The organism is Candidatus Kapaibacterium sp., from assembly GCA_023957315.1.
Lineage (GTDB): Bacteria > Bacteroidota > Ignavibacteria > Kapaibacteriales > UBA2268 > PGYU01.
Map to the genome: position 1 here is coordinate 26,098 of JAMLHE010000006.1, position 16,780 is coordinate 42,877.

Below are 16,780 nucleotides of genomic sequence, written 5' to 3' on the forward strand. Positions count from 1 at the left end.
CGACGTATCTCACGCAAAGTAATGGTAGGAAATGTTCCTGTAGGTGGTGGCTCGCCGATTTCTGTCCAAACTATGACGAAAGTAAAAACTTCCGATGTAGAAGGTATCGTGAACCAGATTAAACTTAGCGAGGAAGCAGGAGTAGATATTGTTCGGATTACAGTCAACAATAAGGACGCTGCAGAAGCGATTGGCGAGATTGTAAAACGAGTGAACGTCCCAATAGTTGCTGATATTCATTTCAATTATATGTTCGCTCTTGCTTCCATCGAAGCAGGAGTGGCAAAAGTGAGAATCAATCCGGGAAATATAGGTAAAGTAGAACGAATCAAAAAAGTTCTCTCTGCCGCAAAAGAGAGAGGAATTCCGATTAGAATTGGAGTTAATTCCGGTTCTTTAGAAAAGGACATTTTGGATAAATATGGCTATCCAACGGCAGAAGCTTTGTACGAATCAGCTATAAGGCACGTTGAAATAGCTCAAGATTTTGGATTTGACGATTTGGTAATATCAGTCAAATCAACCTCAGTTCCATTGATGATTGAAGCATATAGATTGATTGCCCAAAGAACGGATTTCCCTTTGCATCTTGGTGTTACTGAAGCCGGTAGATTGAGAACAGGCACAATCAAATCGTCGGTTGGTATCGGGACTTTGCTCGCAGAAGGAATTGGCGACACTATTCGTGTTTCCTTGACTGACGAACCCGAACTTGAGGTAGAAGTGGGCAAAGAAATTCTTCGCTCACTTGGTCTGGCTCAACGAAATGTAGAAATTATCTCGTGCCCAACTTGTGGAAGACTTGATGTTGATTTGTTCAAAATCACTGAGGAAATCGAAAAAGCTGTTAAGGACATCAAAAAGCCAATGACTGTGTCAATTCTCGGATGTGCTGTAAATGGTCCGGGTGAAGCGAGGGAAGCTGATTTGGGTGTTGCTGCCGCAAAAGGCAAAGCGTTATTATTCAGACGCGGCGAACCTTTACGCTATGTACCCGAAGCGGATATAGTCCCCGAATTATTAAAAGAAATTTACGCTTTCGTTCCTGATGAACAAAAATAGTTAGGCTGAAAAATTAATTGGGGCTGCTACTCTTGAGTATCAGCCCCTTTTTTTTCGATTATAACTGTCACCGGACCATCATTTACCAAATCTACATCCATCATTGCCCCGAAAATGCCTGCTTCCGTTTTGATGTTCATTTCACGAAATTTAGCTATCATATCTTCATACATTTTTTCTGCAAATTCGGGTGCAGCGGAGTTCGTAAAGCTCGGTCTGAATCCTTTTGCAGCATTACCGCAAACAGTAAAATTTGACACTACCAAAATCGCACCGCCAACATCTTGAACTGATAGATTCATCTTTTGATTTTCATCGGAAAATATTCTCAATCCTGCAATTTTATTGCATACCCAATCCAATATTTCAGGCGTATCGGATTGGCAAACTCCTGCCAACAGCAAAAGTCCTTTATCAATTTGCCCGGTGATTGCACCATCAACCGTAACTTTTGCAGATTTAACCCTTTGAACCACTACTTTCATTTATACAATTTCACTAAAAATTCTTAAACAACAATTGATTTTTCATCTTTGCAAAATAACTTATTATTTGGAAAGTTTATACTAAATCATTAGAACAAAATTTTAAAATAACAAAATATAATTCTTAGGTAAACTATGCAAGACATTGAAAAATATAAAAGTTCGCTGATTGAGAACGAACATGATTTCATTCTAAACACGTATAAAAGACTTCCGATTGCGGTTGACAAAGCCGTCGGTTGCCGAGTTATAGATGTAAATGGTGATGAATATTTAGATTTTCTCGCAGGAATCGCTGTAAATGCTCTCGGGCATTCGCACCCGCGAATAATCAATGCAGTTCAGGAACAAATTTTCCGCTATATGCACGTATCTAACTACTTTTATCAGGACACTCAGATAAAATTAGCTCAAAAGCTTTGCGAAATGTCGGGCTTTAGCAAAGTCTTCTTTACTAATTCCGGCACTGAAGCCACTGAAGCAGCAATCAAACTAATCCGCAGATGGGGATTGAAGCACAAAAAGACGAATATTCTTGCGTTTAGCGGCGGATTTCACGGTAGAACCTACGGGGCACTGTCAATTATGGATAAACCACGTTACAAAGATACAATGGGACCTTTCTTGCCGAATACACAAGTAATTCCACTCAATGACATCGAAACATTGATGAGCAGCGTCAACTCCGATACAGCGGGTGTAGTTTTGGAATTTATTCAGGGCGAAGGCGGGATTTCGATGCCGACACCGGAATTTATAGAAATGTTAATGGAATTGAAGTCTATTCATAATTTTCTTTTGATTGCAGATGAAGTTCAAAGCGGGATTGGCAGGTCGGGACGCTTTTTCGCATTTGAACATTGGAATATTGCCCCGGATGTTGTAATAATGGCAAAAGGTCTGGGAGGCGGGCTGCCCTTAGGCGGAATTTTAGTTGACGAACATTTGAGCGACATTTGGGAATCAGGTATGCACGGAACTACTTACGGAGGCAATGCAGTAGCTTGTGCAACGGGAATGGTTGTACTTGAAGAACTCGAAAGTGGTCTAATGGAGCATGTCCAATCTATGGGCGAATATTTCCGTCAGGAGCTTGAAAAAATCCATGCAACCAATCCCAAAAAAGTGTTGCATGTACGCGGTCTTGGACTGATGTGCGGATTGTTATTATCATTTGATGCGGGTTTGCTCGTAAATGCTCTATTGGAAAGGAAAGCTATTGCCAATGCGGCTTCCGGCAGTGTGTTGAGAATGGTTCCACCTTTGATTGTGGGAAAAACTGAGATTGACGAATTTGTTGCAATATTGCAAAATTCTTTGGATTCAATTGAAATTTAACAATTTAGCTCCCAAAATTGTAACTTTTTCAGCTTTCATTACGTATCTTGGCTATATGAAAAATGAAAAAATGAAAATATATTTAATTTCTGCAATCTTTACATTGTTGATATTGAATTCTTGCAGCGAAGTTAATACTCCATCAAAAAATGAATCCGATTTAGTGGGCTCTTGGGTTTCGGAAAGCGTTACTTTGGCAAACAAGCCTGATACTTATGTGATTGAAACTCCTGCAAATTACCAAGTAAGACTGACTATTTTCGATGATGGAAATTTTGAGCTCATGAGGAGTACAGATAAGGACAATATTAGCGATTCCGGGCTGTGGTATTATTCTGAGAACGAAATAATTTTAAAACTCAGATGCGAAACCGGATTGGAATATGATTTGGATTATAACCCCACAAATTCTACAATTATATTCAAATCTTACGAATTTTACGACTTAGAACTTTATGAAATTAATGCAATCTTGGTTAAATCTAAATTGTAATGATTCGTTTTTTAGCCATTTCTAAGCCTTGTAACACAATATTCCTCGGTACTTCAATATCAAAAGCAATCTGCGAATTTGCTTTTGTATCATATGTTGCAAGAATTGCTTCAAACATCTGCCGAGATTGCTCAAAACGACCCAAATGCAACAATGCGTATGCTTTGAGATTTCGGGCAAATAGCTGATTGGGATTTATTTGCAAAGATTTTTCAACATAATCTAAAGCCTTGTCGAATTCCTTCATCACGCCTTTTAGTTGAGACAATGAGGTATAAGTTGCAGCTTTGATGCTGTCAGATAGAGTTTCAGTTCCAATTGCAAATTCGAGTGCCATAATGGATTGTTCGACTAATTTTAATCTCCCTAATGTTTGCCCCAACTGAAACCATGCATATCCGTTCGTAGGTTCATCATTCACTTGCTTTATTAGCAGTTGATAATTACGTATCGTTTTGTCTCTAATCGTTTGCAAATCAAAATTATATCCGAGATGTTCGATTACGATGTCGGATTCAAAAATTTGCTTGTTTAATTGACGTAAAGCAGGAGTGATTTGTTCGTGCACTTTGCCCGTAAATTTTATGGTCGGATAGCCATAATTGCGGAATAATCGCGGATACGAACCTCTGTGCATCTCCGAACTTCCGTCATCTTTTCTGTGTAAACTTTCAATCGTACAAAGCAAGGCGCCTACTTCATCTGTAGCATTTTCGAGAATATTCCGAATCGAAGAATAGTTCTTATTATTGAGCCTTTCGTCAGCGTCAAGATATAATATCCAATCGCCGCTTGTGTGTTTTAGTGCGAAATTTCGAGCATCCGAAAAATTATCGTTCCATTCATAATGAAACACCTTAGCATTATATTTTTGAGCGATTTTGACCGTATCATCTGTGGAGCCTGTGTCAACAATCACAATTTCATCCACAAATGATTGAACTGATTCTAAACAGCCTTCAAGCATTTTCTCCTCATTTTTCACTATCATCGAAAGTGATATTTTGGGATTCTTTTGCTTGAATTCTGAAGTTTCGCTGTATTTCGATTTTAAGTTTATAATTGTAGAGTCATTCGGTATTATGCGACTAATTTCATTGAGTAAGTTCATAAATTCTTCAATTTTTCCTTCTCTCAACAAGAAATTCAATTTGACCATTTTCGCATCCAAATTTTGTGGCTTGCTTGCGATAAATTGCTCCAAAAGTTGATTTGCTTTTTCAAAATTGTTGATTCGATAATAGCAATATGCCATCTTGGGTACGTAAACTTCTTGCGGTAGCTCTATATCACCACCTAAACTGATTTTTTTTGCGACATCTTTTTGCCTGTCGAAAATGATTTGATAATGAAGGGAAGCATTTGCGAAATCATTAGCGGAAAGAAATAATTCTGCAAGATTCAGATGTGCAGTTAGCTGATTCGGCTCAATTTTTAATGATTCAATAGAATAAAAATATGCATCTTGATACTCGCCCTTGTTTCTTGCGATTACCGTAGCATAGTTCAAAATTGAAGGGTATGAAACATGAGATTTTGCAACTTTATTGAGTGCTTGGTTTATGTCTTGTTCTGCTTTAGTAACATATCCAAGGGCTAAGAATGTTTTAGCTCTATGAAACAGATAAATCGGATTTCCGGAGATTAAATCTTCATCATCGAGCATTTCAAGATTTCTGAGATGCTTTTTGTCGAGCAAATTTTTGGGCAAATTATAGCCATGATGAATAATCTTCAAATCGCTTTTTACAATTTCAAAACCCGAATTCAAAATAGATTTTGCTATTTGTTCATGTATTTTGCCCTCGAATTTGAAGCCCTGATGATTTCTGAAAATTCTGAGCTGGGGAGACACAAATGTCTGAGATTGCCCATCAATCGTACTTGCTGATGAAATGACATTAAGCAATAATCCACCAACAGAATTTTTACTATTTACCAAAATTTCTCTGATGTTCGAGTTTGCTTGAAATTCTTCATCCGCGTCAATTACGAGAATAAAATCTCCTGAAGCATATTCAAGGGATATGTTTCTGGCTTCTGCGAAATCGTTTTTCCAATTATGTTGATATACTTTTGCTCCGAAATCTGTGGCTTTTTGGATTGTATCATCTTCCGAACCGGTGTCCAAAACTATGATTTCATCGCAATAAGTTCGGATTGATTCAATACATCTTGATATGTTCAAAGTCTCGTTTTTTGTAATTATGCAGGCACTTAATAGCATTTATATTTATTCTTTTTTGTAATTGACAACGTTTTTATCTTTCAAAAATCGTGCAAAAATGTTAAATTGTATTTTATTTTGTAACGAATCTTCAAAATATGTGTTATAGTAGTATGAGTAAAATGAAAAATATAATAAAATTGTCGCTTCTATTAGTTATCGTTTATTGCATTCCTGTCTCCGCACATCCTTGGTATCACTTGGTTCCAAAGGATAGCGTTGACAATTTTTATGCTGTTCAAAATGCCTATAACCAATATTGGAGTGATAAAGAGCAAAGCAAAGGCTCGGGTTGGAAACAATTCAAAAGGTGGGAACATTTTTGGGGTGAGCGAGTTTATCCAAACGGAATATTCCCCGATGCATATGATGTGATGACAAGTTATAGCCAATTCCTCGAAGGGAAAAAAGATAGAGACAATTTACAAAAGACATATTTTTGGCGTGAAGAAGGTCCAAAAGAAGTGCCCGAAAATTTACTCAGCTATCAATCCTCAGGTATTGGTAGGCTGAATGTTATTAGGATGCACCCCACAAATAGCAATATAATTTTTGCAGGTTCGGCAAGTGGCGGAATTTGGAAAAGTACAGACAAAGGCGGAACTTGGGAATTGCTCCAATTCTCTGATGTCCTATCACTCGGTATAAGCGATATTGCAATTTCTAATCAGAATCCTGATTTGATATATGCCGCAACCGGTGACGACAATGGCCACTTTCAATCAAGAACCTACTCAATTGGTGTTCTGAAATCTACTGATGGTGGTAAAAGCTGGCTATCAGTAGGTCTTGATTATGAAATTCCACAAAGAGTATTAGCGTCTCGAATTCTGATTCATCCTGAAGATGATAATATTGTTCTTGTCGGTGGCTCAAACGGTATTTTCAAAACAATTGACGGCGGAAATGAATGGGTGAGAGTTTACTCTGCACGATTTGTCAAACGTATGGAATTCAAACCCGATGACCCAAGTATAGTTTATGCTGCTACTTCCGGATTTTATTCATCATTTTCAGAAGCTGAATTTTACAAAAGTACTGATGGTGGAGACACTTGGGAATATATTCGTCGTTTCAATGGTTCTGTTAGATTAGAAATCGGTGTAACTCCTCATGATGCAAATTATGTTTATCTCTTAGGTGCTAATAGCAGTAGTGGTAGTTTGCATGGGATATTCCGCTCAACAGATGCCGGTAGTACATTTGAACTTATGGCTAATTCTCCTAATATTTTAAGCATTAATGTTAAAGGCGAGGGTAATACCGGGCAAGGTTTTTATGATTTAGCTTTAGCTGTTTCACCGGTTGATAAGGACCAATTGTATGTAGGTGGTATTCATATTTGGAAAAGTATGAATGGTGGAAAGAATTGGGAGATATTAAATCATTGGACAGGGGCACATGGGCTACCTTTCGTACATGCCGACCAACATGATTTAGTCATTAATCCACTAAATTTAGATTTATATTCTGCAAATGACGGCGGTTTGTATATTTCGAGCAATAACGGAGTTACTTGGAAAGATATAAGCACCGGACTTGGAATTACTCAATTATGGAGTATTGACGTTTCCCAATCCGAACCGGGCTACATTGCATTGGGCACTCAAGATAATGGTTCGCATATTTTGAAAAATGGCAGATGGTATCACGTCAATGGTGGAGATGGAATGGTGCCTATCATCGATTCCGAGAATCCGCAATATCTATATACCAGTATGCAAAATGGTAGTATCTATCGCTCGGTAAATGGGGGGAATTCTTTTACTCGTATCCTTCATACGGGTAAATACACTAATGAAAGCTCTGCATGGGTAGCACCATTTGTAATGAATCCACATAGTCCACGAAGCCTATATGTTGGTTATCGTAATATCTATAAAACTGAAAATAGAGGTTCTAACTGGAGGAAAATTTCTTCAATTGATAGATTTCCACTAAATGTAATTGCAATTGCACCTTCTGACACTAATGTGATTTATACTGCAACTGCTGCAGATTTGTATGTTACGAAAGATGAAGGAAAGTCTTGGAAAGTGCTTTTTTCGGCAAATTCACATATTAAAGGCATAGCCGTTGATGACAAGAACCCGGAAAGACTCTGGGTTACACTAAGCGGATATTCTGCGGGAAATAAAGTTTTCGAAATCAATGGCGACAAAGTTCAGAATATTTCATTTAATTTACCCAACGTTCCTGTGAGTTCTATTATTTACCATAAGAATTCTGCACGTACTCTATATATCGGTACTGATGTTGGAGTAATGGTATTTGACCCATTTAACTTAGAATGGCAAGTTTTGAATGTTGGTTTGCCGCCTGTAGTTGTTAATGATTTGAAAATAAGTTATTTGGAAGGCAGGGTGTATGCAGGAACACATGGCAGAGGAGTTTGGTCTTCTGAAGTATTTGATTGCAATATGGACAAGCCTGATTTTACATTCTCCGGTCCTCTCGCATTTTGCCAAGGTCAAGACAGCGTAAAGTTAACCCTTCAAGGTGAGCATCATGATTTAACATGGTCAAATGGTGAAAAATCGAGAACAATATGGGCAAAGGAAACAGGTGCCTATTATGTAAACGTACGCAATGCTGAAGGTTGTAGTGAACGTTCGGATTACATTACTGTCAATGTAACATCTGTCCCTGCGTTTGAGATTAAGCATAATGGCGCCGGTACAGGAGTAATATGCGGACAAAGTGAAATTAGCTTATATGTGAATTTCGGCTTGAAAGATTATAAATGGTCAACCGGAGCCACTACTCCCAAAATAGAAATTTCAGAGCCCGGCGAATATTGGGTAACAGCCGTTACTCAAGATGATTGCCCTGTCAAAGCAGGTCCTTTTATCGTTGCTAAAGCAGAATTTCCCGAAAAACCAAATATCTATTTTGATAAAAATTATCTAAAGTCAACAGAAGCCGTTTCATATAAATGGTATTTAAATGATGTATATATTGAAAACTCGGATACCATTGCCATTGAATTAACCAAAATTGGTAAATATGTGGTTGAAACCTTTAACGAGTACGGTTGCTCTTCAAAATCGGAACCATTATTGGTTGAAACAAGTGTTTATGAGGATGTGTATGGACAGTATATTCAAATCATACCGAATCCAGCCCAAGACCATGTCAACATAATACTTTCACCGGAGCTTAATGCCAAAGAGTTGATTATTTATGATGCTATTGGTAGAGAGCTTTTAAGAATTGAATCGGGTAATGAACTCAACCATTCGATAAACACAAGCAAATACCCCAATGGAGTGTATAAAATTGTAGTGAGCAGTTCCGATAGGAAAATCGTCCAACAGTTAATAATTGCTAACTGATGTGAGACTGAGAGTAGTTTATATTTTGTTTATTGTAGTGCCGATATGTTTAAATGTATCGGCATTATTTTCAAATAGCGGAAGTAAATCCACCCAAAGAGCCCAATTTTTCCACCAATCCAGATATTCATTTCCTGAGTTTCCCAAAGCGTCCAAACTTGTGAACGAATATTTCAATATTTCAAAAGAGCAAGATTTGCTGCTTGAGCAATTCAAATGGGAGGCACTCGGACCATTCCTACCGGACGCGACCAAAGACCCCGTTATGTTTGGTTTGGGCAGAATAAATGTAGTTCGTTTTGACCCCAAAGACCCCAAAATGATTTATACAGGAACTGCATCGGGTGGCTTATGGATAAGTAGAGATGCAGGTGAAACATTTTACTCACCTGAAATAACAAATGTACTTTCGATTGGCATAAGCGATATTTCTATCAATCAGCACGATAACAAAATGATTGCCATTGCTACCGGAGACGCTCATGCTCGAGAATTTCAGCGAGGATATTCACTTGGAGTAATGATTTCTACTGACCAAGGAATAAATTGGAAAATTTCTGACCCCTTTCCGGATGTACCATTTTATTTTATTAAAAGTATTTTGTGGCATCCAACATACGATTCAATGCTCATTGTATCTACTTCCGAAGGTGTAATTTATACTGACGACTTTGGAATTACATGGAATTCATTGATATTGAAAGGTGTCGAGTGTGGAGCTATGAAATTCGATAAGTTTAATCCTGATATACTATATATTTCTACATTCAAATTGAGTGGCGGAATCGGATTGTACCGATACACATTTGACACGAAATCATTAGACACATTGGTTTCATTTCCGAATATAGTCAGGATTGAGTTCGAGCAAATAGCTCAAAATAAGATTTTGATATTAGGAGCTCAGAAGCTTACTTTTAACCAAGGTGTTTTTGGTATTTTTGATTTATCAAGTAAAATGTATAATTCATTGCAATTAAAAGATGTTATCGAGGCTCAAGGTTATTATAATCTTGCACTTTTTGCCGACCCTTTTGATGAAACTATTTATGCCGGAGGTCTGATTTTGAACACATTCAAACTTAGCAATCTCGCCGATGTCGCTGAAAATGAATGGATTCACAAGGACCAACACCATATTGAAATGAACCCACATGACAGCTCGATTTGGGTGTGTAATGATGGCGGTTTGTATCGCAAATTGCGAAATGACACGAAATGGGAACTTATGTCGAAAAATATGAATATTTCGCAAGTATATCGGCTAACATTGCACCCATATAATCCAAATATCATACTTGCAGGCACTCAAGATAATGGCACTTTCAGATACTTTTATAAGGAATGGACTCAAGTGCTTGGTGGTGATGGAATGGAATCCGCATTCGATTTGGACAACCCCTTGTATATATTAATGACTGCCGAAGGCGGACGAGTAGCCCATAGCGATGATGGTGCTCAATCAGTCAAATCCGATTACATCACCTATTCAATCAAAGAGCCAAGACCTTGGTTAGTTGATATTCATAATTACCAAGGTGAATTTGTAACCGGATATGTAAACTTATGGAAAATCAACTATGAAAATAAATCTTACGAAAAATTGACGCATATTGATGATGGAATTTTGATGACTGCAATTTATGTAGTAAACGATACAATTTATTTTGCCAAGAGAAATTCATTATACAGCTTTCATTCAGGCATTACAAGCAAAATCTTAGAGTTGGATGAGCAGTTCACAATCAACTCCATTATATTCAATGACGCTTTGATTTTTACTGTTGGTGGATATTCACGAGATAACAAGGTATATAAATACAAAAACGAAACTTTAACATCAATGACTTACAATTTGATGAACATTCATCTGAACAGAATTGTTTATGATAGTCACAAGCAATGCTACTATTTGGCGAGCGATATTGGAGTTTGGAAGTTGGAAAATGGTTCAGAAAAGTGGATTCCATTCAACAACCAACTTCCTCAGTGCATAATATCAGACATTGAAATATCTTACAATTCAGGCGAATTGCTTGTTTCCACTTTTGGCAGAGGAGTTTGGAAATGCAAAATTCACGATTGCACACCTTCAGAAATTATGCTCAATTTAGATAAAAATATCAATCTTTGCGAAGGCGAGCAAGTTTGGGCAGAAATTTTGAATTCCGAAGCAAATGCAACTTATATCTGGCATGATGGTATTATTGCAACAGAGCGAGCGATTGACAAACGAGGTGAATTTCATGTGGCAAAAAAAACTACAAACTGTGCTGATTTTTCCAAAGCTATAATGGTAGAAGTGAACCCGAATCCTGACATCAGTTTTATCTTGAAAAGTCGAAATCCGGCTTGTTTTGGAGATACTGTTGTTTTGGAAGCCGTTCTCAGAAATTTTTCAAGCGGAGAATTACTTTGGAATGATGGCTCAACGGGAGCAATCTTAAGTGCATCTTCTAATGGCGAATATTTCTTGACTGCCACAAACGAGTTCGGTTGTAAATTTGTTTCGGAAACATTTGAAGTTATTATTTCGCCAACTTTGCCACCTGTTAGCATCTATAAAACTCTCTCAGGATTTGCTTTCGAATCAGAAACCAAACCATTTAGATTGGATTGGTTTTACAATGATTCGCTCGTATCGTCCGGACCCGAAATTTTTCAACCCGACAAGCCCGGATTTTATAAATTGCAACTTGTTGACAGTAACTTTTGCCGTGTATATTCAAATGAACTATTTGTGGATTATATAAACCAAAACGATTTGTTTAGCTATAATTTGTATCCCAATCCGGTAGATGATTTAGTGACTTTGGAAATGTATTTCAACGATAAAGCTCGCACTGAAATACATATTGTTGATTTGTTGGGAAAAAAACAGCTATGGTTTGATAGTAATACCGAGTCTAACTATTTATATCTTCAAAAAAATACAATACTATTAGCATCAGGGACTTACACGATTCTCATCAAGCACGGATTGCATTATTTCACAATTTCATTCGTCAAAACAATATAAACATTTACGACAATTTTGTAACTTTTTCAGCATTTGAAGTGTCTTTTAGACATATGCATATTGCAAATTTGAATTTTAAATATAATTGGTGCTTATGAAAAACATTTTGATGATTGCTGTCCTCATGGCAGCTTTTTTTTCGGCTAAAACCGCAGAATCCCAAAAAACATTCATAAATTTGAGTGATGGAAACGAACTAAATTTTCACAAAATCGTACAAATGCAAGATGACCATTGGGGCGACGCTCCAATATCGGAACGAAAAGGATACAAACAATTTAAACGTTGGGAGCAATTTTGGCTTCCGCGAACTTTCCCGACAGGTAATTTCCCCGAAGGAACAGAAATATTCGAGGAAATGAGAGTTATTGACAATTATTCAAAAGATGACCCTTCATTGATGAGTACCGATTGGCAATCTATTGGTCCATTTAACGTGCCAAATGCCTCCGACGAGCAAAAAGGTATTGGCAGAGTAAATGTGGTTAGACTTCATCCACAAGATGAAAATGAACTTTGGATTGGCTCGGCTTCCGGAGGTTTGTGGCGTTCTAAAGATGCCGGAGCCAATTGGGAAACTTTTTCATTTACACAATTCCTCTCTCTTGGGATTTCCGACATTACTTTTAGCAAATCAAATCCATCAATAATTTACGTTGCAACAGGTGATGTATATGGTTCATCCGGAGCTCGAGATTTTTATAGTATTGGATTAATCAAAACTACTAACGGTGGCAATACCTGGGAATTAACAAATTTAAGACGTGAATTAGCTGACCAAAAGCATGTTTGTAAAGTGATTGTTCATCCGACTGACCCGAATAATTTAACCGTAGCAACAAGCGAAGGAATGTACAAATCATTCGATGGTGGAGATACATGGGAATTAAAAAGTGACCCTGTGTTTTTCATTGATTTGAAAGCGAATCCCGAAAATTCTGATGTTATGTATGCTTCGACATTTAGTATGAATAATCAAGCAGGAGCGGGCAATGTTTATTTATCTGAAGATGGTGGAATGACTTGGGCAAGCACATACAGCGGTACAAACATCGTAAGAATTGCCTTAGCGGTGACTCCCGCAGAACCAAATTTGGTTTATGCTTTGATTGCCAACAGAAATAATTTCGGTTTTCACTCTTTAATCGAATCCAAAGACGCAGGAAAAACATGGGAAACTGTCGCCAACCCAACTTCTAATGGAAATATACTTGGTTGGCATAACGGCACTCTTTCTAATGATTTCAGAGGGCAGGGACAATACGATTTATGTATTGCAGCTTCACCAACAAATTCCAGGGAAGTCTATGTCGGTGGGATTAATATATGGAAAAGCAACAACGGGGCAAGAAATTTCACTAAAAACTCTCATTGGGTAGCTTTAGACCCAAATTTCCCTTATGTTCATGCAGATATTCATGAGCTTTTATTCAATGCAAATGGGTCAATAATTTATTCCGCCAATGATGGAGGTATTTATCGCAGTACCAATGGCGGCAGTGTCTGGACAAGTATTTCTAACGGACTTAATATCACTCAATTTTATCGTATCGGAGTTTCGCAAAAAGATGTTTCTTTATCTTTTTTAGCCGGAGCACAAGATAATGGTACTAAAAGACTGAGATTCAACCAATGGGCTAAAGTTCATGGGGGAGATGGCATGGAATGTATAATTGACCCTAATGATAATTCAAGAGTTTATGCTTCAACTTATAATGGTCAATTCCGTCGCTCACTCAATAATGGCAATAGCTTTGTACATATGCTATCCGAAAATAATACTAATGAAAAAGGGGCTTGGACAACACCGTTAATACTGAACCCACAAAATTCTGCAACTTTATTTGCCGGTTATCAAAACGTTTGGGTGTCACGAAATTACGGAGCATCCGGGTCATGGTCTAAAATATCTTCAATTAGCCCGGGTTCCAGTTTGATTGCTCTCGCTTGTGCACCTTCTGATACCAACGTAATTTATGCCGCATCGTTGACCAAAATCTTTGCAACATATAATAATGGTGCAAATTGGGAAGAAATTCACACTTCAGAAAGAGCTATAACTTATCTTTGGGTTGACGAAAATGATTCTCGCAGGATTTGGATTTCAAAATCAGGTTATACAGATTATGATAAAGTATATGAAATCAACGGTACGGAAGTAATAAATATGTCAGGTAATTTGCCGAATCTGCCTATAAATTGCATTATTAAACAAGAGGATTCCCCCGATAGACTATATGTTGGGACAGATATAGGCGTCTTTTACAGTGATTTTGGTTCTGCTAATTGGAAAAGATTCGGAAATGGCTTGCCAAACGTTATTGTGAATGAATTAGAAGTTCACAAAAATTCGCAGCGATTAGTAGCAGCTACTTACGGTAGAGGCATCTGGGTTACAGACTTAATAGAATGCGACGGAGTATCACCCAAAATCAAAGCCGAAACTGAAATTGAATTATGCCCGGGCGAGACAGCAACTTTGAGCATTGACGGGCAATACTCAAATTACAGATGGTCAACAGGCGAAACAACTCCAACAATTACTGTAAATAAAACCGGAGCTTACTCTATTATCATTGACGGTCAAGACGCTTGTGAAATCAAATCTAAGGCGATATTTGTTAATGTCAACGAAGTACCGGAATTAAAAATTCAGAGTAATGATAGTGATTTTATATGCGAAAACGGCGAAACTCACTTGTTCGCTTCCTCCGGATATGAATCCTACCAATGGAACAATGGTATGACCGACAGAAATATTACAATTACCGAACCCGGCGATTATTTCGTTGTTGGAACTACGATTGAAGGCTGCAACGAAACAAGCGAAACAATAACCGTCGTTCAGAAACCTGCTCCTCCAAAACCATTTATCAATCATCAAGGAAATACTTTGGTGGCATCTGAGGCTCAAAGTTATCAATGGTATCTAAACGGCAATAGATTAGTTTTCGAGCGCAAACAAACTATTCAATACAAGCAAATTGGTGATTACCAAGTTGAAATAAGTGATGAATTTGGTTGTAAAAGCATGTCCGAACCGTATTCAATTGCGACAAGTGTAGAAGAAATTTCTCATACGAGCGATATTACAGTTACTTCCAATTCCGCAAATGGCTTGTTTGAAGTTATGCTCTCTGAAACGGTAAACGAAGTGAAGGTTGAAGTTACTGATTATACAGGTAGAACATTGTTACAGAATAATCACCGGAACGTAAACCGATTTGAAATTGATTTGCAAAAGTATCCTACATCGGTATATTTTGTAAAGCTAACGATTGGCGGCAAATCATTCTACGAAAAATTGATTGTAAAATAAAAAAAATCAATCATCTTTTAAACACCCCCACAGTAGTTGGGGGTTTTTTATTATTTTTGCTGATATGGAGAGCAAAATATGATATATGCATTAGAAGGAAAATTATTCAACAAGACTTCCACCGAAATAGTTGTGAATTGCAACGGAATTCACTATTTGGCAGGAATTTCGCTCAATACATTTGAAAAATTACCCGTCGTAGGCAGTCCCGTTTTCGTCTTCACATATCACCAAACCCGAGAAGATGGTACCTTTTTGTTTGGCTTTTCGGATGTAAATGAATTGGAATTATTCAAATTGCTAATCTCTATTTCGGGCATTGGTCCCAAAAGTGCACTTGGCATTTTGTCCTCTGTTACACCTGATGATTTCCATGATATATTGTTATCCAAAGATTTGAACAGATTGACCAAGTTTCCGGGAATTGGCAAAAAAACTGCCGAACGAATACTATTCGAGCTCGGTGACAAATCATTGGCAATAATTGCCAAATTCAGCAAATCCGACAAAAAAATCGGTCTTTCGTCCAATGTAGATGATGCAATAGCAGCACTTTCGTCATTGGGTTATAATCATGCAGTTGCGGAGAAATCCGTAAAAGCTGTAATCCGAGATGGCGATAGTCAGAATCTGTCAACGGAAGATATTATCAAACTTGCCTTAAAATTTCAAATGAGATAGCCATGTTATTAGTTATACCTGCAATAGAGATGAGAAATGGAATTTGCTTCGGTTGTATCCAAGGCGAAGCAGGCACTTCTGACTATTACCAAGAGTTGTTCGAGAATCCATTGCTCTTGGTGAAGCTCATGAGAGAAGAGAATTCCAAGGCACTTCATGTATATGATTATGATTCATTTCATTCAGACGAAAGCACTTCAAATCTTAAATCCATTCTGAACCTAAGCCAAAATTTCGATATACCGATTCAACTTCATACAAAATACATTGATGCAAATCACTGTAAAATGCTGCTTGATAGTGGAATTTATCGCCTTATTATAAATGAATTGAATCATGAAAACCTGCAAACTGTCGCGAGTTTATTGAAATCCTATTCGCCATCAAGAATCGTTTTCTGGTGCGAACTTGACCAACAGAACAATTTAGTGGACAAAGATGGTAGAGCATTAGATGATTATCTGAAGCAAATTCAGAGTATTGGGGGCAAAAGAATTGTAGTAAAATATACTGACAGGTTGTTTGACGATTCTTGTTACGAATTTACAAAAGAATTGTATCGAAATTATCATATGAAAATATCACTTTATGAGGGAGTTTATGAAGCTGAGGATTTGATAATGCTCAATAAAGATACAACAAAAGGCATTGATTCGGTGATTATGTCGGAATCTCTTTACCAAAATTGCTTCCCTTGTCAGAAAATTTGGAGATTAGCAGAATCAAAATTGATGAACTAAATTGCTATAAAGTGATAAATGATTTTATCTGATAAGGATAATTTCGTATTTTGCATATTGAAAATTTTACGATTTCATTAA

At 37.4% G+C, this 16,780-nt stretch carries 10 protein-coding genes; 8 read left to right on the forward strand and 2 right to left on the reverse strand.

Features of this window, described 5'->3' with window-relative positions; genetic code table 11:
- Window positions 1-21: 21 nt before the first annotated feature.
- The gene (gene ispG / locus M9949_07700) at window positions 22-1,062 is read left to right on the forward strand and encodes a flavodoxin-dependent (E)-4-hydroxy-3-methylbut-2-enyl-diphosphate synthase (protein MCO5251291.1); all 1,041 of its coding nucleotides are present in this window, start codon (window positions 22-24) and stop codon (window positions 1,060-1,062) included.
- A 26-nt stretch (window positions 1,063-1,088) separates the two neighbouring features.
- On the opposite strand, the gene dtd is transcribed toward ispG, so the two are convergent.
- A complete protein-coding gene (gene dtd / locus M9949_07705; GenBank protein MCO5251292.1) occupies window positions 1,089-1,547 on the reverse strand; it encodes a D-aminoacyl-tRNA deacylase in 459 nt (152 codons plus the stop codon).
- A 135-nt stretch (window positions 1,548-1,682) separates the two neighbouring features.
- Between dtd and M9949_07710 the strand changes: the two genes are divergently transcribed.
- Together M9949_07710 and M9949_07715 are read left to right on the forward strand one after the other, a co-directional pair.
- Complete coding sequence (locus M9949_07710) at window positions 1,683-2,885, forward strand: acetylornithine/succinylornithine family transaminase (GenBank protein ID MCO5251293.1); 1,203 nt, start codon at window positions 1,683-1,685, stop codon at window positions 2,883-2,885.
- A gap of 70 nt (window positions 2,886-2,955) precedes the next feature.
- Entirely contained in the window at window positions 2,956-3,378 is a 423-nt protein-coding gene (locus M9949_07715) for a hypothetical protein (protein ID MCO5251294.1), read from the forward strand.
- Here the strand turns inward: M9949_07715 and M9949_07720 are convergent.
- A complete protein-coding gene (locus tag M9949_07720) occupies window positions 3,368-5,566 on the reverse strand; it encodes a glycosyltransferase (protein ID MCO5251295.1) in 2,199 nt (732 codons plus the stop codon). The genes M9949_07715 and M9949_07720 overlap by 11 nt on opposite strands.
- Before the next feature lie 161 nt (window positions 5,567-5,727).
- Here M9949_07720 and M9949_07725 point away from each other — a divergent pair, with 161 nt between their 5' ends.
- From M9949_07725 to M9949_07745, 5 genes are all read left to right on the forward strand, one after another.
- Complete coding sequence (locus M9949_07725; GenBank protein ID MCO5251296.1) at window positions 5,728-8,940, forward strand: T9SS type A sorting domain-containing protein; 3,213 nt, start codon at window positions 5,728-5,730, stop codon at window positions 8,938-8,940.
- 1 nt (window position 8,941) lies between these two features.
- Window positions 8,942-11,959 (forward strand): T9SS type A sorting domain-containing protein, encoded by a 3,018-nt coding sequence (locus tag M9949_07730; GenBank protein MCO5251297.1) that lies wholly within the window; start codon window positions 8,942-8,944, stop codon window positions 11,957-11,959.
- 94 nt (window positions 11,960-12,053) lie between these two features.
- Complete coding sequence (locus M9949_07735; GenBank protein ID MCO5251298.1) at window positions 12,054-15,278, forward strand: T9SS type A sorting domain-containing protein; 3,225 nt, start codon at window positions 12,054-12,056, stop codon at window positions 15,276-15,278.
- A 78-nt stretch (window positions 15,279-15,356) separates the two neighbouring features.
- Window positions 15,357-15,959, forward strand: a complete 603-nt coding sequence (gene ruvA, locus M9949_07740; protein ID MCO5251299.1) for a Holliday junction branch migration protein RuvA — start codon at window positions 15,357-15,359, stop codon at window positions 15,957-15,959.
- A 2-nt stretch (window positions 15,960-15,961) separates the two neighbouring features.
- Complete coding sequence (locus M9949_07745) at window positions 15,962-16,699, forward strand: HisA/HisF-related TIM barrel protein (GenBank protein MCO5251300.1); 738 nt, start codon at window positions 15,962-15,964, stop codon at window positions 16,697-16,699.
- The last annotated feature ends 81 nt before the right edge of the window (window positions 16,700-16,780 follow it).